The sequence below is a fragment of the Micrococcus sp. CS26 genome (assembly GCF_055522295.1).
Genome location: NZ_JBVFVY010000001.1, coordinates 100,989 through 125,741 on the forward strand (window position 1 = coordinate 100,989; position 24,753 = coordinate 125,741).

Here is a 24,753-nt window from a genome sequence, read left to right on the forward strand (position 1 = left end):
CCGGGCGCCGGCGGAGGGCTCCCCGGCGCCGTGATCGGCTCAGACGGTGGGCCCGTCCTGCCGCACGATCTGCTCGGAGACCCCGCGCGCGTCGTCGTCACGGGGATCGGCGAGCCGGGTCTCGTGGGCCGTGCGGATGATGGCCGACCACGCGTCCTTGTGCTCGAGCAGCTGGTCGCGCCAGCGCTGGTCCACGGCCTCGGCCCGGGCCGTCCAGCGATCCATCAGGGCGGCGGCGCGCTCGCGCTCGGCCGGGTCGGCGTCCTCGGGCAGCTTCGAGTACCGGTACGAGTACTTCTCGGCGTTCTGCAGCGCCCGCAGGGCCTGGCCCTTCGGCGAGGCCAGGGAGATCGCCACGGTGATCGCCAGGATCACGACGACGACCACGAGGGACAGCGTCGTGGGGATCTCGACGACGGGCACGTTCTCGCCGCCGTTGATGAACGGCAGGTTGTTCTCGTGCAGGGCGTGCAGGATCAGCTTCACGCCGATGAACGCCAGCAGCGCGGAGAGCCCGTAGGCCAGGTAGACGAGGCGGTCGAGCAGGCCGTCGATCAGGAAGTACAGCTGGCGCAGGCCCATGAGCGAGAACGCCGTGGCGGTGAAGACGATGTACGCCTCCTGGGTCACGCCGAAGATCGCGGGGATGGAGTCGAAGGCGAAGAGGATGTCCGTGGCGCCGATCGCGATCATCACGAGGAGCATCGGCGTCATGAGGCGCTTGCCGTCCACCGTCGTGAAGAGGCGGTCGCCGTCGAACTGCTCGGAGGCGGGCAGGAACCGCTTGACGAGGCGGACCATCACGTTGTCCGCCTCGTCCTGGGCGCCCTCGGCGTCGCCGGACATCTCGCCCTTGAGCTGGCCGCCGGCGATGATCAGCAGGAACAGGCCGAAGAGGTAGAACACGTCCGACCACGCGGCGATGACGGCGGCGCCCAGCAGGATGAACAAGGTGCGCGAGATCAGCGCGAACGTGATGCCGAACAGCAGCACCTTCTGCTGGTAGTCGCGGGGCACGCGGAAGCTGGCCATGATGACCAGGAAGACGAACAGGTTGTCGACGCTGAGCGCCTTCTCCAGCAGGTAGCCGGTGTAGTACTCGACCGCGTGCTGGGTGTCGCCGAAGGCGAAGAACACGAGGCCGAAGATGAGCGCGAGGCCGACGTAGACGCCGGACCAGATCGCGGCCTCCCGGATCGTCGGCGTGTGCGCCTTGCGGACATGGGCGAAGTAGTCGAATGCGAGGAGGCCGACGATCAGCGCGATCGTCAGGCCCCAGGTCAGGCCGTTGATTTCCACGGGTCACCTCTCGGCATCAAGGGTCGGGACGGTGCCGCAAGTCTCTCCGCCCGCCGCGACCGCGGCCCGGGCCCCTGTGTCCGGCCGACGGCGCGCTCTCGGCGGCCGCGGCGTGCTGACGTCCACAGTGTTCGGGATACTCCCCTACGTCGCCGGTCAGTCTACCCGGTCGCACGACGACGCCCCGACCCGCGGCGGGCGGAGCGGGGCGTCGTCGGGCCCGCTGGTGCGGGCCGCGGGTCAGCGACGCCACGGTGGCCAGCACCAGGGTGCCGACGATGACGCCGAGGGAGACGAACGTGGAGATCTCCGGGACGGCTGTCACCGGGTGGCCGCCGTTGATGAAGGGCAGCTCGTTCTCGTGCAGGGCGTGGAAGACGAGCTTGACGCCGATGAAGGCGAGGATGAACGCGAGCCCGTGCTTGAGGAACACGAGACGGTCCATGAGCCCGCCCAGCAGGAAGTAGAGCTGGCGCAGGCCCATGAGGGCGAAGATGTTGGCGGTCAGGACGATGAACCAGTTCTGGGTGAGGCCGAAGATCGCCGGGATGGAGTCCACCGCGAACATCACGTCCGTCAGGCCGATCGTGATGAACACGACCACCATGGGGGTGAACATGCGCCGGCCGTCCACGGTGGTGCGCAGTCGGTTGCCGTCGTAGTCGGGGGCCACGTTGAGGCGGCGGGTCAGGCGGGCCACGACGCCCGGCTCGGACTCCTCGTCCTCGCCGTCGTCCTTGAGCTGCTGCCAGGCGGTCCAGAGCAGGAAGGCGCCGAAGATGTAGAACACCCACGTCAGGTGCTCGATGGCGACGGCGCCGACCGCGATGAACACCGCGCGGGCGATCAGCGTGATGATGATGCCCACCATCAGCACCTCCTGCTGGTAGCGGCGGGGCACCTGGAACGTGGCCATGATGATGAGGAACACGAACAGGTTGTCCACGCTGAGGCTGTACTCGGTGACCCAGCCGGCGAGGAACTCGGTGCCGTGCTGCGCATCGCCCAGGGCGAAGAGCAGCCCCGCGAAGACCAGCGCCAGCGCCACGTAGAACCCGATCCACAGGCCGGCCTCCTTCATGGAGGGCTCGTGGGGGCCGCGCCAGTCTAGACGGGTGCGGTCCCGCGCGCGGATGCGGGTGGGCCCGGTCTCAGGCTGCGCCGGGGGCGGTCAAGCCGAGGGCGAGCCAGACGACGACGGCGCCGGCGGCGGCCAGGCCCCAGCTGGCGAGGGAGCCGATGAGGAACTCCTCCGCGCGCGAGCCGGCGCCGCGGTCCGCCGAGATCTCCGGGAAGCGCACGATGCCCTTGGCCGCCATCAGGGCCGCGATCACCGGATAGGCCTGCGCGAGCCCCAGGACGACCATGAGCAGTCGCTCCATGGGCCCGATGTAGCGACCGCCGCGCAGGCCGTCGGCCGCGGGGTCCGTGGGCGCGGCGGACGGCACGGTCGTGGGCTCCGCCGCGGCGTCCCCCGCCTCCTCGTCGCCCCCGTCGGCGAGCCGGCCCGCCAGGGCGAGGACCGCGCGGGTGACCCGGTTGCCGGTCTCGGTCAGCGCCACCGCCACCGCCAGCAGCGTGAGGGCCGGGGGCGCGGAGCGCAGGCCCGCGGGCGCCAGGGTCGACTCGAGCACGGCCACGAGGCCGACCGCGGCCACCACCGCGACCACCCCGAGCGGCCGGTCCGGGTGCAGCCACGTCCAGCCCATCAGCAGGCCGAGGGCCACCAGGCCGCCGCCCACCGCGACGGCCACGCCGGTCGGCGCCAGGACAGCCACCAGCACCGCGGCGAGGGCGGCGGCCACGGCCGCGCCGGCCCGGGCCAGCCACCGCCGCCGGGGGGCGGGCCAGGCGCCCGGCAGGACGGCGTCGAGCAGGTCGTGCAGCCCCAGGGCGAGCAGTGCGAGGGCGGTCACGGCGCGACCTCCGTCGCCGCGGCGGCGAGCTCGTCGTCCAGCTCGAGCAGCCGGTCGATCCCGGACCGCGCGACGGCCTGCGACACCGCGGACTGCGTGATCCGCTCCGCCCGTGCGGCCTCCGCCTGGGTCGCCCCGCCCAGCAGGGCGGCGGCGATCCGGCGTTCGCGGGCCTTGAGCCGACCGAGGACGTGGTCGCGCAGCAGGACGAGCCCGTCCACGGCGGCGGTGAGGGACGGGTCCGCGGCACGGAAGGCGGTCGCGGCGCCGGCGGCCCGCTCGTGGGCGCGCTCGACGGCCTCGCGGGCCCGATACCAGGCCGTGCCGTCCTCGATGCCGTCTCCGCCGGCGTCCAGGGCCCGCCGCTGCCCCAGGCCGATCCCGAAGCGCAGGTCGAGGCCCGGGGGCAGGGCGAGCGTGACGCGGACGGTCAGCCGGAGCGCGTCCGGCCAGGTGCGGTGCAGCGCCTGGAACTCGTCGCCGACGCTGGCCCAGGCGGGGCGCAGCGGCGGGACGTCCTGTTCCGCGGCCGCGAAGGCGGCCAGGATCTGCTCCTGCGCGCGCTCCCGGTCCGGGAGGGCGCGGGAGCCGACGATGTCCGCGATCACGGCCGCGACCGGGGGTGCTGCGCTCATGGCGTCACACTATCACTGATATGACGACATTCATCAGTGTTTTCATAACACCCTGGGTCGGCATCATGCCGGGTGGTCACTGCTCCCGCTTCATCTGCCGCAGCTCCTTCTTGAGCTCGCCGACCTCGTCGCGCAGGCGGGCGGCGAGCTCGAACTGCAGGTCCGCCGCCGCCTGGTGCATCTGCTTCGACATCTGCTCGATCAGATCGGCCAGGTCCTTGGCGGGCAGCGACGCCGGGTCCACCGCCGGAGCCTCGGTGCCCTCCCCTGTGGTCGCGTCCCGGTCCAGCGAGCTGAGGCCTCGGTGGCCCATGCCGAAGTCGAACCCGGACTTCACGCCGCCCATGCCCTTGAGGAAGTCGGCGGTGTCCGCGTCCTCCCGGGCCAGCTGGTCCGTGATGTCCGCGATGCGCTTGCGCAGCGGCTGGGGGTCGATCCCGTGCTCCTCGTTGTACGCGATCTGCACGGCCCGGCGCCGCTCGGTCTCGTCGATCGCCCGCCGCATGGAGTCCGTGACGTTGTCGGCGTACATGTGGACCTCGCCGGAGACGTTGCGGGCGGCGCGGCCGATGGTCTGGATGAGGGAGGTGGTGGAGCGCAGGAAGCCCTCCTTGTCCGCGTCCAGGATCGCCACGAGCGAGACCTCGGGCAGGTCCAGGCCCTCGCGCAGCAGGTTGATGCCCACCAGCACGTCGAAGGTGCCCTTGCGCAGCTCCCGCAGCAGCTCCACGCGGCGCAGCGTGTCCACATCCGAGTGGAGGTACTCGACCTTCACCCCCGCCTCGAGCAGGTAGTCCGTGAGGTCCTCGGCCATGCGCTTGGTCAGCGTGGTCACCAGGACGCGCTCGTCCTTGGCCGTGCGCACCCGGATCTGCTCGAGCAGGTCGTCGATCTGGCCCTCGGTCGGCTTGACCACCACCTGCGGGTCCACCAGCCCGGTGGGCCGGATGATCTGCTCGACGTAGCCGTCCGCCTGGCCGAGCTCGTAGGCGCCCGGCGTCGCGGAGAGGTACACGGTCTGCCCGATCCGTTCGAGGAACTCATCCCACTTCAGCGGGCGGTTGTCCATGGCCGAGGGCAGGCGGAAGCCGTGCTCCACGAGGGTGCGCTTGCGGGACATGTCCCCCTCGTACATCGCGCCGATCTGCGGGATGGTCACGTGGGACTCGTCCACCACGAGCAGGAAGTCGTCCGGGAAGTAGTCCAGCAGGCAGTGCGGGGCGGAGCCGGCGGGACGGCCGTCGATGTGGCGCGAGTAGTTCTCGATGCCGTTGCAGTAGCCCATCTGCTGCATCATCTCGAGGTCGTACGTGGTGCGCATGCGCAGCCGCTGCGCCTCGAGGAGCCTGTCCTGGGACTCCAGCTCCTGCAGCCGCTCCCGCAGCTCGTCCTCGATGGTGGTGATCGCCCGGCCCATGCGCTCGTCGCCGGCCACGTAGTGCGAGGCCGGGAAGATGTACATCTCCTCCTCCTCGCGCACCACCTGGCCGGTGAGCGGGTGCAGGGTCTGGATGGACTCGATCTCGTCCCCGAAGAACTCGATGCGCACCGCGAGCTCCTCGTACATGGGGATGATCTCCACGGTGTCCCCCCGCACCCGGAAGGTGCCGCGGTGGAAGTCGACGTCGTTGCGCACGTACTGCATCTGCACGAACCGCCGCAGGAGCACGTCCCGGTCCATCTCCGCACCGCGGCGCAGGGTGACCATCTGCTCGATGTACTCCTCGGGCGTGCCGAGGCCGTAGATGCAGGAGACGGTGGCCACCACGATCACGTCCCGCCGGGTCAGCAGCGCGTTCGTGGCCGAGTGGCGCAGCCGCTCGACCTCCTCGTTGATGGAGGAGTCCTTCTCGATGAAGGTGTCCGTCTGCGGGACGTACGCCTCGGGCTGGTAGTAGTCGTAGTAGGAGACGAAGTACTCGACCGCGTTGTTGGGCAGCAGCTCCCGGAACTCGTTGGCCAGCTGCGCCGCGAGCGTCTTGTTCTGCACCATCACCAGCGTGGGCCGCTGGAGGCGCTCGACGAGCCACGCCGTCGTCGCCGACTTGCCCGTGCCGGTGGCGCCCATCAGGACGACGTCCTTCTCCCCCGCCTCCACGCGCTCGGCGAGCTCGGCGATGGCCTTCGGCTGGTCACCGGAGGGCTGGTAGGGGGAGATGACCTCGAACGGGGCGACGACGCGGTTGATCTTCTGGGCCAGGCTCATGGCAGAACCCTACGTCGCGCCCCGGACACCCCGGCGGTCAGTCCGCCGAGGGCTCAGCCGCGCCGGGGGCGAGGAACCGGTCCCACACCTGGTTCGCCACGGACGCGAGCCGCTCGAGGTCGGCGTCGTTGACGATGACCACGTCCGCGACGGCGCGCCGCTGCTCGTCCGTGGCCTGGGCCGCGATCCGCGCCTCGGCGTCCGCGCGGCTCATGCCGCGGTCCTCCACCATCCGGCGCAGGCGCTCCTCGAGCGGGGCCTCCACCACGATCACGAGGTCGAACGCGTCCGCCTGCCCGGTCTCCACCAGCAGCGGCACGTCCTGGACCACGACGGCGTCCGGCCCGGCCTCGGCGACGATGCGCCGGGCCGCAGCCCGGATCCGGGGGTGCACTATGCGGTTCAGGCGCTGTCGGGCGCCCTCGTCCCCGAAGACGATGCGGGCCATCTCGACGCGGTCGAGCTCACCGTCCGCGGTGACGACGCGGTCCCCGAACTCGTCCTGGACGGCGGCCAGCCCGTCGGTGCCCTTCTCGAGGACCAGCCGGGCGAGGGCGTCCGAGTCCACCAGGAGCGCGCCACGCTCCTGCAGGACACGGGCCACCGCGGACTTGCCGGCGGCGATCCCGCCGGTCAGGCCCACATGGACGCGCGGCCGTTCGGCCACCGGGTCGGTCTCGGTCATACGCGCTCTCCTCGGGCGGCCTCGAGCTGAGGCTGGATCTTGGCCTCCCAGTATGCCCGGACGGCCTCCTGCAGGTCCTCGAGCGAGCCGTCGTTCTCGATCACGGTGTCCGCGATCTCGGCCCGCTCCTCGTCCGCCGCCTCCTCGTCGATGAAGGCCCAGGCCCGCTCGCGGGTCATGTCGTGGGACTCCATGAGCCGGGCGACGCGCACCTCGGCGGGAGCGGAGACGGCCAGCACCTGGTCGAAGTCCTGTCCGGAGCCGGTCTCGGCCAGCAGGGCCAGGTCGACCACCAGCACGGAGTCCTCGCCGATCTCGCGGGCCCGGCGGTTCGCCTCGTCGCGCACCGCCGGGGAGACGATCTCGTACATGCGCGTCCGGGCGGTCGAGCTCTCGGTGGTGAGCCGGTTGAGGGTGCGCGCGTCCAGGGTGCCGTCCGCGCGGACGATGTCCTCGCCGAAGACCGAGCGGAGCTCCTCGAGCACGGGGTTGCCGGGCACGAGGATCTCCCCCATCAGGTCGTCGAACTCCACGACGACGGCGCCCAGCCGCTCGAGCTCCGCGCCGACCTCGGTGCGGCCCGCGGCGATGCCGCCGGTCAGGCCGACGGTGACGAGGGCCTTGGCCGCGTCGATGCGCTGCTGGTGCCACGTCTTCGGGGTGTGCGTGTCGTTCTCCGGCTCGGTGCCGACCTCGAACTCGGGGCGGATCACGAAGTCCGAGACGTCCACGCCGTCCTCGGTGGCGCGGCGGCGGTACTCCTCGACCGGCAGCACCTGCTTCCACTGGCGGGTCCGCATGGGCCGCGCGGCACCCGCGTCCTCGCGCAGGGCCTGCAGCAGCAGTGCGGCCTGCGTGACGGTGATGAGCAGGATGGGCAGGCCGATCACGATGATGACCTCCTGCAGCGCCGCCAGGCCGTTCTCGCCCGCGGTGAGGATGATGGCCGCGCAGACCGCGCCGATGGACACGGCCCAGAACACGGACTGGCGGCGGGGCGCGGCATCCTCGTGGCCATTGGCCATCGCGTCCATCACGAGCGCGCCCGAGTCGATCGAGGTGATGAAGAACAGCGTGATGACCACGAGCGCCACGACCGCGGCCACCGTGTAGAGCGGCGTGCCCTGCAGGTGCTGGAACAGGGCGGCCTGGACGTTGCCGTCGGTGACGATCGTCTGCGTGAGGTCACCGCCCTGGCCCGGCGCCGGCGCGGTGGCGCGGTCCGACTGGAACGCGGAGTAGCCGTAGATGCCCATCCAGATGATGACGAACGCCGTGGGCAGGCCGAGGCCGGCCATGATGAAGGAGCGGATGGTGCGGCCGCGTGAGATGCGGGCGAAGAACATCCCCACGAAGGGCGCCCACGTCACGGTCCAGGCCCAGTAGAAGACGGTCCAGTCACCGGACCACTGGCCCGAGTTGTACGTGTCGTTGTAGGTGGAGAGCACGGGCAGCATGGAGGCGTACTCGCCGATCGCCTGCACGGTGCCGCGGATGACGTCCATGCTGGAGACGGCCCACATCAGGACGTACACGAGCAGGGCGATCGCCAGCAGGATGTTGGCGTAGGACAGCCGCTTGACGCCCTTGTCCATGCCGACCAGCACGGAGGCCGTGCCCACGGCGGTGACGACGGCCAGGATGAGCGCCTGGACCCAGCCGGCCACGGGGGTGCCCAGCACGTAGTTCATGCCCGCGTTGATCTGCAGGGCGCCCAGGCCCACGGACACGCCGAGGCCGAACACGGTGGAGACCACGGCGATGATGTCGATCGTCTTGCCGATGGGGCCGTGGATGCGATCGCCGAGGAGGGGCTGGAAGGCGGAGGACACGCGCGGGGGCAGCTTGCGCTTGTACGTGAAGTAGCCGAAGCACAGGCCCGGGACGAGCAGGATCGCCCACATGTGGATGCCGAAGTGGAAGTTCGCGATCGCCATGGCCTCCGAGGCCGCGCGGTCGGAGAACGGCTCCGTCCCCGCCATGGGCGGGTTGGCGTAGTGGTTCATCGGCTCCGCGATGCCCCAGAACATCAGCACCGCGCCGACGCCGGCGGCGAACATCATGCCGAACCAGGTCAGGCCGGAGTACTCCGGCACCGCGTCGTCGTCGCCGAGCTTGACCCGGCCGTACCGGGTCACGGCGAGGATGAACAGGAACGCCACCAGCAGGGTCAGGCTGAGGGTGTAGATCCAGCCGACGTCGTAGCGCAGCCAGCTCGAGACCACGCCGAAGGCCGCCTGGACCGGGCCAGGGAACAGGCCCATCGCGGCGGTGAAGAGCACGACCGCGGCGGCCGAGCCGAAGAAGATCGCCGGACTCGTGCGGAGCCCCAACGTGTCGTGCAGGCGAGTGAGCGGGGAAGTCATGAGTCTCCCGGGACAGGGTCGTGGGAGGCCCGCGGCGGCACGCGTGCTCGCTCACCGGTGGGCCGGTGCCGGGTGGCACGGTCTTCCACTGTACCGAAGCTCACGTCCGGGCTCGACGGCGTGCCCGTCCTCGGCCAGCCCCTAGGGTGGGGTCATGCCCGATCCCGCCCCCGCCCCGACCGCGCGCTGCACGGTCCTGCCGGCGTCCGCCCGCGACCCCGACGGCTGGCTGGAACGGGAGGTGGAGATCCGCCGCAGCCGCTTCCTCACCTACCTCGGGCGCGTCGAGGACGAGGCGCAGGCGCGCGAGATGGTCGCCGTCCTGCGGCGCCGGCACCACGACGCGCGGCACGTGTGCAGCGCGTTCGTCCTCGGCCCCGCCCGGGACCGGATGCGCTCCAGCGACGACGGCGAGCCCGCCGGCACGGCCGGCGTCCCCATGCTCGAGGCCGTCCTCCAGCGCGAGACCGCGCCGGGCCGGACCGACCTGACGGACGTGTGCGCCGTCGTCGTGCGCTGGTTCGGGGGGATCAAGCTGGGCGCCGGGGGCCTGGTGCGCGCCTACTCGGACTCGGTGTCCGGGGCACTCGACGCCGCCCCGCTGCGCACCCGCTCCCGGCTGGCCCTGCTCGCGGTGGAGGCGCCCCACACCGACGCCGGCCGGTGGGAGAACGAGCTGCGCGCGGCGGGCGTGTCGGTGCTGGAAGCGAGCTACGGCGCCGCGGCGGTCCGCCTGACGGTCGGCGTGCCGGACACCGAGGAGGCCCGCGCGGCGTTCGCGGCGCGGCTCGCGGACGTCACGGCCGGCGCGGGGCGTGCGGAACGGATCGGAGAGGACTGGGTGGACCATGAGTGAGCCGTTGCCCCGGGGGGTCACCCCCGATGTCGCCCGTGGCGGGCTGCCGGACGACCTCACCGCGGGCGTGGACTTCGCGGCGCTGGATCGGTGGCCGCTGCCGACCGAGCCCGACCGCCAGGCCCACGACGCGGCGGACCTGCTCCTGCTCGACACCCTGGCCGGGTGGATCGCGAGCGGGCACGTCCCCGGCCCGGTGGCCGTCCTGGAGGACCGGCACGGCGCGCTGACCCTGCCCCTGCTCACGGCCGGCCACGACGTGCGGATCCACCAGGACGACGCCTCCGCCGAGCGCTCGCTGGACGCGAACCTCGCCGCGTGGCGCGCCGCCGGTCGCCTCGGCGGGGAGGCGGGCGAGCTCGAGCGAACGGCCACGCCCGAGGACGCGGCCCGGGGAGCCCGGACGGTCCTGCTGCCGCTGCCCCGCTCGCTCGACGAGCTCGACCGGCTGTCCCGGATCGTCGCAGCCGCGGCCGACCCCGGCGTGGTCCTGCTGGCCGGCGGCCGCGACAAGCACATGAGCCCGCGCATGAACGCGGTGCTCGGCGCGGCCTTCGAGGACGTCGTCGCCGGACGGGGCCGCCGCAAGGCGCGCGTGCTCACGGCCCGGGGCCCGCGTCCCGGCGTGACCCCCCGGCCACCGGAGGAGGCCGACCGCGACGTCCCCGGCGTGGGGAGCCTGCATCTGGTGGCCCACGCCGGCGCCTTCGGTGGTGCCGCCGCCGACCCGGGCTCCCGTCTGCTGCTCGCCTCGCTCGCCGACGACCCGCGCCCGCCCGGGCGCGTCGTGGACCTGGGCTGCGGCAACGGGCTGCTCTCGGTCGGGGCGGCGCGGCTGTGGCCGCACGTCACCGTGCTGGCCACCGACCAGTCCGCCGTGGCGGTGGCCTCGACGCTGGCCACGGCCCGCGCGAACCGCGTGGCGGACCGCGTCCGGGCCGTGCGCGACGACGCCCTGGCCACGTGGCCGGACGGGACGGAGGAGTGCGTGCTCCTGAATCCCCCGTTCCACGACGGCAACGCCGTGGACCCCTCCGTGGCCCACCGGCTGGTGGCGGCCGCGGCGCGGGTGCTGGAGCCGGGCGGCCGGCTGTGGTGCGTCTGGAACTCGCACCTGCGGTACCGGCCGGTGCTGGAGGACCTCGTCGGGCCGACCCGGCAGACGGCGCGCGACCGCACGTTCACCGTGACGGTCTCCGAGCGCCGCTGAGCGCGGCCGTCGGGTCCCGTCCGCTCCCCCACGGCCAGCCCCCCGGGACGCGACGACGCCCCGCCCCTCCGGAGGGAGGGACGGGGCGTCGGGTGCTCGGCGCGGGCCGTCAGGGACGGTCACGCACCGCGGCGATCAGTTGCCGGTGAGCTTCTCGCGCAGGGCGGCGAGGGCCTCGTCGGAGGCCAGGGTGCCTCCGTCCGAGGACGGGGCCTCGGAGGAGTAGGACGAGCCGCCCAGGCCCGCACCGGCGTCGGCGCCGGCGGTGGCCTCCTCCTGGAGGGAGCGGCGCACCTGCTCCTTGTGGGCCTCCCAGCGGGCCTGAGCGTCGGCGTACTGCTGCTCCCAGGCGGCGCGCTCGGTCTCGAAGCCCTCCATCCACTCGTTGGTCTCGACGTCGAAGCCCTCGGGGTACTTGTAGTTGCCCTCCTCGTCGTACTCCGCGGCCATGCCGTAGAGCGCCGGGTCGAACTCGGTGCCCTCGGGGTCCACGCCCTCGTTGGCCTGCTTGAGGGACAGGGAGATGCGGCGACGCTCGAGGTCGATGTCGATGACCTTGACGAACAGCTCGTCGTTGACCGACACGACCTGCTCGGCGGTGTCGATGTGGCGCGAGGCCAGCTCCGAGATGTGCACGAGGCCCTCGATGCCGTCCTCCACGCGGACGAACGCACCGAACGGCACGAGCTTGGTGACCTTGCCCGGCACGACCTGGCCGAGGGCGTGGGTGCGGGCGAAGAGCTGCCACGGGTCCTCCTGGGTCGCCTTCAGCGACAGGGAGACACGCTCGCGGTCCATGTCCACCTCGAGGACCTCGACGGTGACCTCCTGGCCCACCTCGACGACCTCGGACGGGTGGTCGATGTGCTTCCAGGACAGCTCGGAGACGTGCACGAGGCCGTCCACGCCGCCCAGGTCCACGAAGGCGCCGAAGTTGACGATGGAGGACACGGTGCCGTTGCGGACCTGGCCCTTCTCCAGCTTGTGGAGGAAGTTGGAGCGGACCTCGGACTGGGTCTGCTCGAGCCAGGCGCGGCGGGACAGGACCACGTTGTTGCGGTTCTTGTCCAGCTCGATGATCTTCGCCTCGAGCTTCTGGCCGATGTAGGGGGCCAGGTCGCGCACGCGGCGCATCTCCACGAGGGAGGCCGGGAGGAAGCCGCGCAGGCCGATGTCGAGGATGAGGCCGCCCTTGACCACCTCGATGACGGTGCCCTCGACGACGCCGTCCTCCTCCTTGATCTTCTCGATGTCGCCCCAGGCGCGCTCGTACTGGGCGCGCTTCTTCGAGAGGATCAGGCGACCCTCCTTGTCCTCCTTGGTGAGGACCAGGGCCTCGACGGTGTCGCCCACGGCCACGACCTCGTCCGGGTCCACGTCGTGCTTGATGGACAGCTCGCGGGACGGGATGACGCCCTCGGTCTTGTAGCCGATGTCGAGCAGGACCTCGTCGCGGTCCACCTTGACGACGGTGCCCTCGACGAGGTCGCCATCGTTGAAGTACTTGATGGTCGCGTCGATGGCGGCGAGCAGGTCCTCGGCAGAGCCGATGTCGTTGATGGCGACCTGCGGGGCGTTGGAAGTGGTGGTCATGTAGGAGGGACTCCGTTGGGATCGGGGGTCACGTCGGGATCGATGCCGCCGGTGGGCGGCATGCGGGCACCAGAGGGGCCCCACCCGGCGTGGGTCGTGATGGACATGTATCAAACGCGCACGAATGTGCTCGTCCAGCGTATCAGAAGCCGACGAGGGTGTGCAGGGGTCGGCTGGGTCGCACAAGCCCGTCGAACGCCTCCGCCGCGCCGGCCCGCAGCTCCGCCACGACACCGGCCTCCGCCAGCACCGCGGCGCCGGCCCCGCGGGAGTGCCCGCCGAGCCAGAGCGCGGAGAACCGGGCCGCGTCGAGCCGGAGTCCCGCGCCCAGGCCCACGGCGTCGGCCGCGGGGCCCAACCGCTCGGCGGCGCCGCGCCCCTGGCGGACGGTGAGCCGCCACGTCCCGTCGATCGCGCCGAGCGCGTCCTCGACGGCGACGACGACCTCCCCGTCGCCCGCCCAGCCACGGGCCGCCATGGCGGCGGGCAGGTTCAGGACCCGCAGGTACAGGTCGTCGGAGCCGCGGTGCCGACTCACCCGCCGCTCGTCGACGAAGAGCGCCTCGAGCCAACCGGGCTCGGGCGCGCGGCCCCACTCGATCCGCTCGACCAGGTCCAGTCGGGCCAGGTGGTGGACGAGCCCGCGCCGCGCGTCGGCGGTCGCCGCGAGGAACGCGGTGACGGTGATCGTGGGCGGCTCCTTCTCCCAGCCCTCGAACCGATACAGCGCGACGCCCTGGACCCGCCCGTCGTCGTCGCGGTGGACCGCCGCGTACAGCCCCGAGCCGCGCCCCTCGTTCCGACTCGCCTCGCGGTCCTCCCAGCGAGGCACGCTGAACGAGGTCCGCTGGACCGAGCCCGGGGTGGCCGGCAGCACCCGCCCGTACAGCTCGTCCACGAGGCCGGGGATCTCCCGCGGCTCCTCGACCGTGACCCGCCCGCCGGCCGGGGCGCCCGTGAACGGGGGGGCGCCCGAGACGTCGATCCGCACGGCGTGCCACCGGGTGGCGGCCCCGAAGCCGAAGCGGCCGTAGATGGCGGCCTCGGTCGCGGTCAGGGCGGCCGCGCACAGGCCGGCATCGCGGGCGTCCGCGAGGGACCTGAGCATCATGGCCCGCAGCACGCCGCGCCGGCGGGCGTCCGGCGAGACGGTCACGTCGGTGATCAGCCACGCGTCGACGGTGCGGCCGGGCCACGTGGTCAGCGGCTGCACGAAGTCCTCGAAGGTGGCGGCGGGGCGGCGGGCCGCCGGGTCGTCCCCCGGCGCGTAGACGCCGAGCCGGCGCCGTCCGTCGGCCGCGTGGGCCTCGAGCTGCTGGCGGAGCGCGGCGCCCGTGGGCACCGTCTCGTAGAAGCCCCGTTCGACCGCGGCCACGAAGTGCGATGCGGCAGGGTCCTCGGGCCCGAGGACCCCGAGGTCGCGCAGCGCGAGGCCGTGCTCGCCGAGCCGGGCCTCGGCGGCGTCGGCCAGCCGCCGCAGCGACGGACCCTCCGGCGCGTCAGTGCGCGGCGTCATGCCAGCTCCTTCCCCGGCCCACGTGCACGTCGAGCGGCACGGAGAGCTCGGCGGCCCGGCCCATCCGCTCCTTCAGGAGCGCCGTGGCCTGCTCGAGCTCGGCGGCCGGGACCTCGAGGATGAGCTCGTCGTGGACCTGCAGCAGCAGGCGCGAGGCCAGCCCGTGCTCCTCGAGGCCGGCCTGCACGTCGAGCATCGCGCGCTTGATGATGTCCGCGGCCGAGCCCTGGATGGGGGCGTTGAGCGCGGCGCGCTCGGCCATGTCCCGCAGCTGACGGTTGTCCGAGCTGAGGTCCGGCAGGTAGCGGCGGCGCCCCTCGATCGTCGAGGTGTACCCGTCCTGCCGGGCCTGCGCGACGACGTCGCGCAGGTAGTCGCGCACGCCGCCGAAGCGGTCGAAGTAGCCCTTCATGAGGCCGCGCGCCTCGTCCACCGAGATCTTCAGCTGCTTGGACAGCCCGAAGGAGGACAGCCCGTAGGCCAGGCCGTAGCTCATCGCCTTCACCTTGGCGCGCTGCTCGGCGGTGACGTCGTCCGGGTCCACGCCGAACACCTGCGAGCCGACGAACGAGTGCAGGTCCTCGCCCTCGCGGAAGGCCTGGATCAGCCCCTCGTCCTCGGACAGGTGCGCCATGATGCGCATCTCGATCTGGGAGTAGTCGGCCGAGAGCAGCACGGCCTGCTCGCCGGCCACCTCGTCCGCCACGAACACCTCACGGATGCGGCGGCCCGCCTCGGTGCGCACCGGGATGTTCTGGAGGTTCGGGTGCAGCGAAGACAGCCGGCCCGTGGCGGCGGCGGTCTGCGAGTAGGTGGTGTGGATGCGGCCGTCCGGGGCGACGGTCTCGAGCAGCCCCTCCACGGTCTGCCGGAGCTTCGTGGCGTCACGGTGGGCCATCAGGTTCTCGAGGAACGGGTGCCGGGTCTGCTCGAGCAGGTCCTGCAGCGAGTCCACGTCCGTGGAGTAGCCGGTCTTCGTCTTGCGCGTGCGCGGCATGTTGAGCCGCTCGAACAGCACCTCCTGCAGCTGCTTGGGCGAGCCGAGGTTGACCTGCATCCCGCCGGTCTCCTCCGCGACGGACGCCCACGCGGACTCCTTGGCGGCGTCGGCGGCGTCGGTGAAGTCCTCGCGCAGGCCGGTCAGGGCGTCGACGTCGACGGCGATGCCGGTCAGCTCCATCCGGGCGAGCAGCCGCGAGAGCGGGATCTCGAGCTCTTGCAGCAGCCGCTGGGCCCCGCGGTCGAGCACCTGGGGCGTGAACTGGGTGGAGAGACGGCGCACCACCCAGGCGGCCCGCACGGCGTCCGCGGCGCGGTCCGCGCGTTCGGCGGCGGCCTGCCCGCCGTCGAGGTCGAACGTCCCCTGCGCCCGCTGCTGCGCGGGCTCGCGCGGGGCGGTGAGGGGGGTGTGCAGATGCGCCTCCGCCAGCGCCTCGAGCGAGGTGTCCCGCCGGTCCGGCTGGATCAGGTAGGCCGAGAGCAGCACGTCGTCCACCACGCCGTCCAGGGCCGCGTCCGGGCCGAGCCCGTCGCCCTCGGTGGGCGCGGCCAGCGCCTTGAGCGTGCGCTTGAGGTCGTGCACGGCCTTGGCCAGTCCGCCCTCGCCCAGGGCCTCGCGCACGGCGGCCACCAGCGCCGGGTCCGGGGCGTCGCCGTCGAGGGTGACGTGCAGGCCCGCGTGCTCGCCCACCAGCGCGACGCCGACGGGCGTGCCGAACGTGCCGGGCACGGGCACCTTGCGGCGGGGCAGCAGGGCCGGGCCCTCGACGTCCACGTGGACGCCGAGCAGGTTGCCGGCCTCGGCGGCGAGGAAGGATCGCACGTCCTCGGCCGTCGTCGCCTCGGTGAACTCCGGGGCGGCCTCGACCTCGGGGGGCGGCGCGTCCTCGCCCACCCGCTCGCCGAACACCTCGAACACGCGCTCCCGGATGCGGTTGAACTGCAGCGCGTCGAACAGCTCCTCCACGGGCTCGCGCTCGGGCATCTCGAGCCGCATCGCCTCGAGCCCGATCGGCAGGTCGAGGTCGCGCACGAGGGCGTTGAGGCGGCGGTTGCGGCGCACGTCCTCGAGATGCTCGCGCAGCGCCTCCCCCTTCTTGCCCGTGATCTCGTGCGCGTGTGCGAGCACGCCGTCGAGGTCCCCGTACTGCTTCAGCCATTTCGCGGCGAACCCGGGACCGACGCCGGGGACGCCGGGCAGGTTGTCCGCGGCCTCGCCGACGAGGGCCGCGAGCTCGGGGTACTGGGCGGGGGCGACCCCGTACTTGGCCATGACGGCGTCCGCGTCCATCGGCGGGATGTCGGAGACGCCCTTCTTGGGGTAGAGCACGGTGGTGCGCTCGGAGATGAGCTGGAACGCGTCCCTGTCACCGGAGACGACGACGGCCTCCCACCCCGCCTCCTCGGCGCGCGCGGACAGCGTGGCCACGATGTCGTCGGCCTCGTAGCCCTCCAGCGTGAGCGTGGGGATGCCCAGGGCCTCCATGACCTTCACGGTCAGCTCGATCTGGCCCGCGAACTCCGCGGGCGTCTCGGAGCGGCCCGCCTTGTACTCACCGTACTCCTCGGAGCGGAACGTGGGCCCGGAGAGGTCGAACGCCACGGCCACGTGCGTGGGCCGCTGCTGCCGGATCATGGTCAGGAGCATGGCGGTGAAGCCGTACACGGCGTTCGTGTGCTGGCCCGTGTCCGTGGCGAAGTTCTCGGCGGGCAGCGCGTAGAACGCGCGGAACGCCATCGAGTGTCCGTCCAGGACCAGCAGCCGCTGCGGGGCCTCTGGGGTCGGATCTGCCGCCATGGGTGCTCACGTCTCCTCTCGGCGCGCGGCGCGGGGCGCGCCGGTCGCGTGTGCCAGCCTAGTGCTCATGAGTGAGCACACCGAGACCACCCCCGCCGCCTCCGAGCGCGTGTACCGCCCCGGCGTCACCCCCGAGCTGAGCCCCGCCGAGCTGGAGGCGGCCTGCGCCGAGGCCGGTCTGACGCACGAGCTTGTCACCGCCCTCGGCGGCGCGGCGATCAGCCCCCTCGCCCAGAAGATGGGTCTGCGCTTCCTCGAGCTCACGGCCGAGCGCGCCGTCGCCACGCTGCCCGTGGCGGGCAACGAGCAGCCCGTCGGGCTGCTGCACGGCGGCGCCCACCTCGTCCTCGCCGAGTCCCTGGGCTCGATGGCCGCGAAGATCCACGCCGGGCCGGACCGCAACGTCGTCGGGGTCGAGATCAGCGCCACGCACCACCGGGCCGTCCGCTCGGGCCTCGTGACCGGCACCGCGACCGCCGTCCACCTGGGCGGCACCCTCGTCACCCATGAGGTGGTGATGATGGACGAGCAGGGCCGGCGGCTCTCGACCGTGCGCATGACGAACATGCTCCTCGACGCGCGCTGAGGCACGCCGCCCGGGCGGGCCGGCCCGTGCCTCAGTCCATGTCCGGAAGGCGCGGGGCCGCTCGGCCACCCTCGCGGCCGGGGGTATCCTCGGCGAGCTCGTCGTAGTGCCCCGGATTCATGGGCACCCCAGTGAGGTAGGCCGAGCGGCCCAGGGCCATGGTGGCCACCGAGGCCGAGCCCAGCTGCAGCACCAGGATCAGGGCCACCTTCACGAACGCGGCCACCCCCGGGGCCAGTAGCAGGGCGCCCACCACGATCAGGATCATCCCGACGCCGCCGGCGGTGCCCACGGCGGAGACGCGGGTGTAGGGGTCGGGGAACCGGATCAGACCGAGTCCCGCGGTGACGAACGCAAGGGCTCCGATCACCACGAGCACGGAGCCGGCGGCGGTCAGGACGACGTCCACGGGTGCGACCTCCTCAACGCTTGCCGCGCGTGAGCGCGCGGGCCAGGGACATGCCGGACAGGAAGGCCACGACCGCGGCGATCAGGACCAAGTCGAACGTCCACGGGTTGTCCGCCCGGACGCCGAACAGCACGAGCATCCCGAGCACGCTGAACGTGAGCAGGTCGCCCGAGACCGCGCGGTCCGCGTCGAGCGGGCCCACCACGATCCGGTACGCGGACACGAGCGCCGACACGGTCAGCAGCGCGATGGCCAGGTCGATCCCCACCAGGGACCAGTCGTAGGCGAAGGGCATCATGCCACCCCCGTCTTCCGCATCGCGTGGAGCATGCGCGCCTCCATGTCGTGGATCTCCGCGCGCAGGGCGTCGGCGTCGTCAGCGTACAGGCCGTGCACGTAGAGCAGGCGCCGCGCGTCCGGGTCACCGTCCTCGTCACCGACGGCGCCGGCACGCCGGGTGCCCAGCGTCAACGTGCCGGGCGTCAGGGTGATCAGCGCCGAGAGCAGGGTGACCTCGGCGTCCGTGCGGCAGTTGCTGCGCACGCGGGCGATGCCCGAGCGCGCCTGGACGCCGGGGGTGACGAGGTCCTTGATGACCGCCTTCGAAGAGGTCACCAGGGCCCACGCGTACCAGCACCAGAACACGAGCCACCGCCAAGGCCAGGACACGGCGGAGGCCGTGCCGGGCGCCAGGTCGACGGTCCCGTCGGCGGGGGCGACGGTGTGCATGGGGGCGTCTCCTTCCGGAGGCTGCGGGAGTGCGGTGCTCATGGGTTGAGCACCGCCTCGATGTACCTGCTGGGGTCCATCAGGCCCTGAGCCGCGAGGTCGGTGACGGTCCACAGGGCCTGACCGCCGAGCCCGAGGGCGAGGGTGGCCATAGCTAGGACGACGGCGGGGGCGGCCAGCCGGCCTGGGATGCGGGAGCGCGTGACGTCCTCGTCCGGATCCACGGTCACCGGCAGCACGCCCGTGGGCGGATCGAGGGTTTCCTGCGAGGCCCACGACTCGGTGCGCTCGTGGTCGGTGCTCGAGCCGCGGCCGGAGGGCGACGGCACGGAGCCCGCCCGGCCCACGATGGGCATGGCCGCGGTGGCCAGGCGCTCGCGGTGCCCGTGTGGGGCCGTCGGAGCGCCCCAGAACCAGGCGTCCCACACCCGCAGCAGAGCCCACAGGCTCACCAGGGAGGCGCCCAGCACCAGCGCAGCGGTGACACCGCGGCCGGCGTCCAGGCCGGCGCTGACGAGCATGAGCTTGCCCACGAACCCGGAGAAGGGCGGGATGCCGACCAGGGAGAGCAGGCCCACGAAGAAGGCGACGGCGATCAGCGGCTCGCGCCGGGCCAGGCCCTGCAGGTCCGCGAGACGGCCGGTGCCGTAGCGCACCTCGATCGCGCCGGCCGCCATCAGGAGGCAGCCCATCGCCACCATGTGGTGCACGAGGTAGAACAGGCCCGCCGCGAGACCCAGGCGCGTGGAGAGCCCGAGTCCGACGAGGATGCCGCCGATGCCGCTCACCATCTGCCACGACAACACGGCGCGCACACCGTGCTCACCGACCGAGGCGAGCGCACCCACCACGAGGGTGGCGAGGGACAGGACCAGGATGAGCGGCAGCAGACGCGCATCGCCGTCGTACATGACGGAGTAGATCCGGTAGAGCCCGTACACGGCGACCTTGGTGTGCAGGGCGGCGAAGAGGGCCGTCACCGCCGGGGAGGTCGAGGAGTACGCCCAGGCCAGCCAGCCGTGCAGCGGGGCCACCGAGGCCTTGATGGACAGTGCGAACAGCACCATGCCCGCGGCGATCGCGATGCGTGGGTCCGCCGCGGCGGACCCGGCGAGCATCGCGAGGTTCACCGAGCCGGTCAGCCCGTAGACGAAGCCGACGCCGACCAGGAGGATCGTGGAGGTTAGCAGGTTGAGGGTGACGTACAGCCGCGCCCCGTCCACTCGGCGCAGGGGCTCACGGCGGTTGGCGGAGAGGACGTAGAGGCCGTAGCTGGGCACCAACATGACCTCGATGAACACGAACAGGTTGAACAGGTCCGCCGTCAGCAGGGCGCCGTTGACTCCGCCGATGAGGATCAGGAGCAGCGGGGCGAAGAACTGGGAGTTAGCGACGCGGGAGCCGTAGGCGAACGCCGCGCCCACGATCGTGAGGGCGCTCGTGAGCACGAGCATCAGGGCGGACAGCATGTCCGCTGCGAAGCCGATCCCGATGCCCCCGGGCCAGCCGCCCAGCGAGGTGGCGAGCACGGACCCGTCGAGGGCGTGGACGCCCAGGGCCAGCCCGCCGGTGGTGACGAGTCCGAGCACCGCGAACAGGACTGCCCGGTGGAGGCGGGGACGCTCCCCCGCCAGCACGAGCAGACCGGCGGACAGCAGCGGGACGGCGGCGAAGAGGGGCAGCAGCTGGCCCAGCGGGACGGCGCTCATCGACGCACCTCCGGGCCCTGGCCGGCGTAGTGCTGCGCGATCCGGCCGGCCGCGGCGTGCCGCTCCTCGCGCGGGAAGCGTGCGTCGGCGGCGGCCTGCTCCAGGGAGTCGCGGGTCTCCCCCGGCGAGGCCACCGCGTCGTCCGCGCGCCCGGTGACGGCCAGCGCGAGCAGCAGCACGGTGATCGCGAAGGCGATCACGATAGCGGTCAGGACGAAGGCCTGCGGCAGGGCATCGGCCTGCACCTCGACGTCTGAGGTCCCCGCGAAGGGCAGCCCGCGGCGGTCGGTGCCGCCCGCGGCGATGATGGCCAGGTTGGCGGCGTGGCCCAGCAGGACCATGCCGAGGATCACGCGCAGCAGCTCGCGCTTGGAGAACAGGTAGAACGCGCCGAAGGTCAGAAGTCCCACGGTAAGGGCGACGGTCATCGGGTGACCTCCTCTCGTGCAGTCGTGGTGGTCGGGGCCGAGGGATCGGAGGACGGGGCCGCCGGCGCGACGCCGGGGTCACGGCTCGAGGCGCGGAGCGGGTCCTCACCCGGCCGCTCGGGGCCGAGCAGGGAGAACGCGGCCACGATCAGGCCGATCACGGCCAGGTACACGCCCATGTCGAACGCGAGCGTGGTGGAGAGCCCGTAGTCCAGGACCTTCACTCCCGCGGCTCCGAGGAAGCCCTTGCCGGTGAGGTAACCGACGATCCCCGTCGCGGTGCCGACGGCGATGCCCGAGCCGATGAAGGCCAGGTACGGCCACCGCAACTCCGGGGCCGTGTCCGAGTCGGCGGCCAGGTAGAGCAGGGCGTAGCCGGCACCGGCGACCAGTGCGGCGATGAAGCCGCCGCCGGGCTCGTAGTGCCCGCGCAGCAGCAGGAACGCGGACAGCAGGATGATCAGCACGCCGAAGACACGGCCGAACACCCGGATGTGGACGAGGTTCTCGCGCACGTGGGCGAGTGGGGAGCGCATGTCCACGGCGGAGGGCTGTGGAGGCGTCGGCCGACGGTTGAGCAACAGGGCCGCGATGGTCAGCGCCGTCGCCCCGAGCACGGTCATCTCGCCCCACGTGTCCACGGCGCGGAAGTCCACGAGGATCACGTTCACCACGTTGGTCCCCCCAGCCTGGGCATAGCTCTGGGTCAGGTAGAAGTGGGCGATCTCCGACATGCTGGAGCGGCCGGTGAACGCGAGCACGCCCAGGGTCGCGGCGACGCCGGCGACGGAGGCGGCGAGGACCGCCTGCATCCTGCGCGGGGTCGGCTCGTCGCTGAAGCGGGCGGGCAGGCGGCGCAGCAGCAGCACCATGACGCACACCGTGAGCACCTCGACCATCAGCTGGGTCAGGGCCACGTCCACGGCGCCGAGGGTGAGGAACCACAGGGTCATGCCGAACCCTACGACGCCGACCACCACCATGGCGGCGATGCGCGTCTTGGCGCGGATGGTGGCGATCACGCCGGCACCCACCAGGACGACCAGCACCCAGTCGTGCCAGCGCGAGGGCTGGCCGACGACGGCGGGCAAATCCTCGATCGTGGCGACACCGGCCACGGCGAGGAGCCCCAGGACCAGGGCGGGGATGAGGAGGTGGGGGCGGGGAGCCAGGGTGCCGGAGGCGCGCGAGACGACCGCGCCGACGCCGATCAGCCGGTGCCGAACCTCGTCCACCGCATCCAGGGCGGAGAACGGCAGGGCGGCGTGGGAGGCCACGCGCTCCACCGGGCGGCGCAAGGCCACCAGCAGCAGACCGAGCACGATGATGGCGGCGGAGACGAGCAGGGCCGTGTTCACGCCGTGCCACAGCGCCAGGTGCGCGTGCACCTCCGCGCCGGAGGCGGCCTCGGCCGCGTAGGAGACGGGGGTGTCCAGCACACCGGGCAGCAGGCCCAGGGCCACGCCCGCGGCCGCGGCCAGCACGGGCACGCCCCAGAAGGTGGCAGGAGCCTCGTGGACCTCGTCCTCCCGGCCGGTCGGCCACGAATGGGCGGCCCCGTCCGGGCTTGGACCCCAGAGGCCCAGGGCGCCGAGCACGAGACGGCCGGAGTAGGCCACGGTGAACACGGAGGTCAGGGCGATGCCGGCGGTGACGAGGACGGGGAGCCATGCGGGACCGGGGGTCCCGAGAGCGGCCTCGACCAGGCCCTCCTTGGAGATGAAGCCGAACAGCGGCGGGATGCCCGCCATCGACAGGGCGGCGACGGCGATCGCCGTGCCGGTGACCGGCATGCGCACGTGGCGGGCCGCGAGCTCTCGCAGGTCGCGGGTGCCGGCCTCGTGGTCGACCACGCCGATCAGCATGAACAGCGCCGACTTGAACAGCGCGTGCGCCACGGTGTGCACGATCGCCGCGGTAAGCGCGACGGGGGTGCCGATGCCGATGGCGGTCACCAGCAGGCCCAACTGGCTCATCGTGGAGTAGGCCAGCAGACCCTTGAGGTCGTGGCGACGGATCGCGGAGACGGCGCCCAGCAGGGCCGTGATGAGGCCCGAGCCGATCAACAGCGCGGACCACACCGGGTTCCCGGCCAGGACCGGGCTGAACACCAGCAGCAGGAAGATGCCGGCCTTGACCATCGCCGCGGCGTGCAGGTAGGCGGAGACCGGGGAGATGGCCACCATGGAGTCCGGCAGCCACGCCTGGAACGGGAACTGGGCGGACTTGGTGAACGCGGCCACCGCCAGCAGGACGGCGACCGTGGTGGTGAAGCCCGCCTCGGACCACACGTCCGAGGCCAACACCCCGGACAGCGAGGCAGTGCCGGTCCGCACGGCCATGAGGGCGACGGCGGCCAGCAGCGCGAGGCCGCCGCCCACGGTCACGAGCAGGGTCCGGATCGCGGGGTCGCGGGCATGGTCCCCCGAGCGCCCGATGAGGAAGAAGGAGGTGAAGGAGGTGAACTCCCACGCGACGAAGAGGACCACGATGTTGTCGGCGAGCACCAGCAGCAGCATCGACGCCGCGAACGCGGTCATCAGCAGGTAGAAGGAGCCGGGTCGGCTCTCCGTGCGGTCCCGACTGAGGTACCGGCTGGAGTAGGCGAGGATCGCGGCGCCGATGACGAGGACGATCATGGCGAACACCAGGGCCAGGCCGTTCAGCCGGAGGTCGAGGTCCACCCCGACCGCGGGGATCCACGGATGGTGCTCCGTCCGGACGTCGCCCGTCCACGCCGCGATCAGCACGCCGGCCGCGGCGAGCAGGGGTGCGGCCAGGACCCAGCCCGCATCCCTGCCCAGCACGCGGGAGGCCGGAACGGCCGCCACCACCGAGAGGAGGGTCAGCAGGAGACTGGTCAGGAGCACAGGACACCACTCAGCTCGGGTCGATCGGTCACGGACACGGCGCACACGACGGGTGGCCGCGCGCCGACGGTGCCCGAAGTGGGACTCGAACCCACACGCCTCTCGGCACCGCATTTTGAGTGCGGCGTGTCTACCGATTTCACCATTCGGGCAGTGCCGCCCGGAGGCGGGACTCGATCACCCTATCAGCGCCCCGACCCGGCGTCCCCGGCCTTCCGGCGGGCGGTCCCCGCCGCCGCGCCCGCGCCGCGCCCATGGCGCACGGTAGCCTGGTGGACCACCAGCGGCGCCACACCGACGCCGTCCCGGCCCGCACGAAGGAGCTGCCGTGTCCACGCTGACGCCTCCCGAGGAGACCGGCCTGCGGGCCGTCGTCGCCGAGGACGAGACCCTGATCCGCCTCGACCTGGTGGAGGTGCTCACCGGGGCGGGATACCGGGTGGTCGCCGAGGCCGGCGACGGCCGCGCCGCCGTCGAGGCCGTGCGCGAGCACCGCCCGGACATCGTGGTGATGGACGTGAAGATGCCCGTGATGGACGGCATCGCGGCCGCGGGCGAGATCGCCGGGGAACGGCTCGCCCCCGTGGTCATGCTGACCGCCTTCAGTCAGCGCGAGCTGGTGGAGCGCGCCCGGACCGCCGGGGCCATGGCCTACGTGGTCAAGCCCTTCACCGAGGCCGACCTGGTCCCCGCGATCGAACTGGCCGTGGCCCGCTTCGACGAGCTGCGCAGCCTCGAGGCCGAGGTGCGGGACCTGGGCGACCGCCTGGAGACCCGCAAGATCGTGGACCGGGCCAAGGCGCTGCTCCAGGAGCGGATGCGCCTGACCGAGGCCGAGTCCTTCCGCTGGATCCAGAAGACCTCCATGGACCGGCGCCTGACCATGCGGGAGGTCGCGCAGGCCGTCATCGACCAGGTCGGCTGAGCGGCGCCCGCGCGCTCG

Annotated in this window: 19 protein-coding genes, 1 tRNA gene and 1 pseudogene; 4 read left to right on the plus strand and 17 right to left on the minus strand. The window is 72.5% G+C overall.

Features of this window, described 5'->3' with window-relative positions; translation table 11 throughout:
- Positions 1-39 precede the first annotated feature (39 nt).
- The 7 genes and pseudogenes from ACZ1IK_RS00455 to coaE (ACZ1IK_RS00485) all read right to left on the minus strand — a co-directional run bounded on the left by ACZ1IK_RS00455 (position 40) and on the right by coaE (ACZ1IK_RS00485) (position 9,107).
- Positions 40-1,299: a TerC family protein gene (locus tag ACZ1IK_RS00455; protein ID WP_144826485.1), complete on the minus strand. Its 1,260-nt coding sequence runs from the start codon at positions 1,297-1,299 to the stop codon at positions 40-42.
- A gap of 16 nt (positions 1,300-1,315) precedes the next feature.
- Positions 1,316-2,401: pseudogene (locus ACZ1IK_RS00460) on the minus strand (TerC family protein); the annotation flags it as partial.
- A 49-nt stretch (positions 2,402-2,450) separates the two neighbouring features.
- The gene (locus ACZ1IK_RS00465) at positions 2,451-3,215 is read right to left on the minus strand and encodes a hypothetical protein (RefSeq protein WP_041102709.1); all 765 of its coding nucleotides are present in this window, start codon (positions 3,213-3,215) and stop codon (positions 2,451-2,453) included.
- Positions 3,212-3,850 (minus strand): SatD family protein, encoded by a 639-nt coding sequence (locus ACZ1IK_RS00470; RefSeq protein WP_041102708.1) that lies wholly within the window; start codon positions 3,848-3,850, stop codon positions 3,212-3,214. The genes ACZ1IK_RS00465 and ACZ1IK_RS00470 overlap by 4 nt, the downstream gene beginning before the upstream one ends.
- A gap of 76 nt (positions 3,851-3,926) precedes the next feature.
- Positions 3,927-6,056 (minus strand): excinuclease ABC subunit UvrB, encoded by a 2,130-nt coding sequence (gene uvrB, locus ACZ1IK_RS00475; RefSeq protein ID WP_041102707.1) that lies wholly within the window; start codon positions 6,054-6,056, stop codon positions 3,927-3,929.
- Positions 6,057-6,093: 37 nt separating this feature from the next.
- Positions 6,094-6,741, minus strand: a complete 648-nt coding sequence (gene coaE, locus ACZ1IK_RS00480; protein WP_041102706.1) for a dephospho-CoA kinase — start codon at positions 6,739-6,741, stop codon at positions 6,094-6,096.
- Entirely contained in the window at positions 6,738-9,107 is a 2,370-nt protein-coding gene (gene coaE / locus ACZ1IK_RS00485; RefSeq protein WP_041102705.1) for a dephospho-CoA kinase, read from the minus strand. The genes coaE (ACZ1IK_RS00480) and coaE (ACZ1IK_RS00485) overlap by 4 nt, the downstream gene beginning before the upstream one ends.
- 154 nt (positions 9,108-9,261) lie before the next feature.
- On the opposite strand from coaE (ACZ1IK_RS00485), the gene ACZ1IK_RS00490 reads away from it, so the two are divergent.
- Both ACZ1IK_RS00490 and ACZ1IK_RS00495 read left to right on the plus strand, forming a co-directional pair.
- A complete protein-coding gene (locus ACZ1IK_RS00490) occupies positions 9,262-9,963 on the plus strand; it encodes an IMPACT family protein (protein ID WP_041102704.1) in 702 nt (233 codons plus the stop codon).
- A complete protein-coding gene (locus ACZ1IK_RS00495; RefSeq protein ID WP_230260433.1) occupies positions 9,956-11,173 on the plus strand; it encodes a class I SAM-dependent methyltransferase in 1,218 nt (405 codons plus the stop codon). The genes ACZ1IK_RS00490 and ACZ1IK_RS00495 overlap by 8 nt, the downstream gene beginning before the upstream one ends.
- Positions 11,174-11,308: 135 nt before the next feature.
- On the opposite strand, the gene rpsA is transcribed toward ACZ1IK_RS00495, so the two are convergent.
- The 3 genes from rpsA to polA all read right to left on the minus strand — a co-directional run bounded on the left by rpsA (position 11,309) and on the right by polA (position 17,079).
- A complete protein-coding gene (gene rpsA / locus ACZ1IK_RS00500) occupies positions 11,309-12,766 on the minus strand; it encodes a 30S ribosomal protein S1 (protein WP_036315338.1) in 1,458 nt (485 codons plus the stop codon).
- 142 nt (positions 12,767-12,908) lie between these two features.
- The gene (locus tag ACZ1IK_RS00505) at positions 12,909-14,282 is read right to left on the minus strand and encodes a GNAT family N-acetyltransferase (protein ID WP_041102702.1); all 1,374 of its coding nucleotides are present in this window, start codon (positions 14,280-14,282) and stop codon (positions 12,909-12,911) included.
- A complete protein-coding gene (gene polA, locus ACZ1IK_RS00510; protein WP_095353372.1) occupies positions 14,266-17,079 on the minus strand; it encodes a DNA polymerase I in 2,814 nt (937 codons plus the stop codon). Before polA ends, ACZ1IK_RS00505 begins: the two co-directional genes overlap by 17 nt.
- Before the next feature lie 67 nt (positions 17,080-17,146).
- Between polA and ACZ1IK_RS00515 the strand changes: the two genes are divergently transcribed.
- A complete protein-coding gene (locus tag ACZ1IK_RS00515; RefSeq protein ID WP_465098212.1) occupies positions 17,147-17,665 on the plus strand; it encodes a hotdog fold thioesterase in 519 nt (172 codons plus the stop codon).
- Between the two features lie 31 nt (positions 17,666-17,696).
- Here the strand turns inward: ACZ1IK_RS00515 and ACZ1IK_RS00520 are convergent, their stop codons facing one another.
- From ACZ1IK_RS00520 to ACZ1IK_RS00550, 7 genes are all read right to left on the minus strand, one after another.
- Entirely contained in the window at positions 17,697-18,074 is a 378-nt protein-coding gene (locus ACZ1IK_RS00520; RefSeq protein ID WP_041102700.1) for a cation:proton antiporter, read from the minus strand.
- Between the two features lie 13 nt (positions 18,075-18,087).
- A complete protein-coding gene (locus tag ACZ1IK_RS00525) occupies positions 18,088-18,372 on the minus strand; it encodes an MrpF/PhaF family protein (protein WP_010078747.1) in 285 nt (94 codons plus the stop codon).
- On the minus strand, positions 18,369-18,803 hold the full coding sequence (locus ACZ1IK_RS00530) for a Na+/H+ antiporter subunit E (protein ID WP_010078748.1): 435 nt from the start codon (positions 18,801-18,803) through the stop codon (positions 18,369-18,371). Before ACZ1IK_RS00530 ends, ACZ1IK_RS00525 begins: the two co-directional genes overlap by 4 nt.
- 38 nt (positions 18,804-18,841) lie before the next feature.
- Positions 18,842-20,512 (minus strand): monovalent cation/H+ antiporter subunit D family protein, encoded by a 1,671-nt coding sequence (locus tag ACZ1IK_RS00535; protein WP_010078749.1) that lies wholly within the window; start codon positions 20,510-20,512, stop codon positions 18,842-18,844.
- Positions 20,509-20,940, minus strand: a complete 432-nt coding sequence (locus tag ACZ1IK_RS00540; protein ID WP_010078750.1) for a cation:proton antiporter subunit C — start codon at positions 20,938-20,940, stop codon at positions 20,509-20,511. The genes ACZ1IK_RS00535 and ACZ1IK_RS00540 overlap by 4 nt, the downstream gene beginning before the upstream one ends.
- Positions 20,937-23,810 (minus strand): DUF4040 family protein, encoded by a 2,874-nt coding sequence (locus ACZ1IK_RS00545; protein ID WP_041102699.1) that lies wholly within the window; start codon positions 23,808-23,810, stop codon positions 20,937-20,939. The genes ACZ1IK_RS00540 and ACZ1IK_RS00545 overlap by 4 nt, the downstream gene beginning before the upstream one ends.
- A 70-nt stretch (positions 23,811-23,880) precedes the next feature.
- Positions 23,881-23,962 (minus strand) — tRNA-Leu (locus tag ACZ1IK_RS00550).
- Positions 23,963-24,138: 176 nt separating this feature from the next.
- Between ACZ1IK_RS00550 and ACZ1IK_RS00555 the strand changes: the two genes are divergently transcribed.
- Positions 24,139-24,735: an ANTAR domain-containing response regulator gene (locus ACZ1IK_RS00555; protein ID WP_010078752.1), complete on the plus strand. Its 597-nt coding sequence runs from the start codon at positions 24,139-24,141 to the stop codon at positions 24,733-24,735.
- Positions 24,736-24,753: the final 18 nt, after the last annotated feature.

Coding starts and splice junctions, on each gene's coding strand:
- coaE (WP_041102706.1), bottom strand. CDS start 6,741: ATGACCGAGACCGACCCGGTGGCCGAACGGCCGCGCGTCCATGTGGGC.
- ACZ1IK_RS00535 (WP_010078749.1), bottom strand. CDS start 20,512: ATGAGCGCCGTCCCGCTGGGCCAGCTGCTGCCCCTCTTCGCCGCCGTC.
- ACZ1IK_RS00495 (WP_230260433.1), top strand. CDS start 9,956: ATGAGTGAGCCGTTGCCCCGGGGGGTCACCCCCGATGTCGCCCGTGGC.
- ACZ1IK_RS00525 (WP_010078747.1), bottom strand. CDS start 18,372: ATGATGCCCTTCGCCTACGACTGGTCCCTGGTGGGGATCGACCTGGCC.
- uvrB (WP_041102707.1), bottom strand. CDS start 6,056: ATGAGCCTGGCCCAGAAGATCAACCGCGTCGTCGCCCCGTTCGAGGTC.
- ACZ1IK_RS00540 (WP_010078750.1), bottom strand. CDS start 20,940: ATGACCGTCGCCCTTACCGTGGGACTTCTGACCTTCGGCGCGTTCTAC.
- ACZ1IK_RS00515 (WP_465098212.1), top strand. CDS start 17,147: ATGAGTGAGCACACCGAGACCACCCCCGCCGCCTCCGAGCGCGTGTAC.
- ACZ1IK_RS00470 (WP_041102708.1), bottom strand. CDS start 3,850: ATGAGCGCAGCACCCCCGGTCGCGGCCGTGATCGCGGACATCGTCGGC.
- ACZ1IK_RS00530 (WP_010078748.1), bottom strand. CDS start 18,803: ATGCACACCGTCGCCCCCGCCGACGGGACCGTCGACCTGGCGCCCGGC.
- coaE (WP_041102705.1), bottom strand. CDS start 9,107: ATGACTTCCCCGCTCACTCGCCTGCACGACACGTTGGGGCTCCGCACG.
- ACZ1IK_RS00505 (WP_041102702.1), bottom strand. CDS start 14,282: ATGACGCCGCGCACTGACGCGCCGGAGGGTCCGTCGCTGCGGCGGCTG.
- rpsA (WP_036315338.1), bottom strand. CDS start 12,766: ATGACCACCACTTCCAACGCCCCGCAGGTCGCCATCAACGACATCGGC.
- ACZ1IK_RS00490 (WP_041102704.1), top strand. CDS start 9,262: ATGCCCGATCCCGCCCCCGCCCCGACCGCGCGCTGCACGGTCCTGCCG.
- polA (WP_095353372.1), bottom strand. CDS start 17,079: ATGGCGGCAGATCCGACCCCAGAGGCCCCGCAGCGGCTGCTGGTCCTG.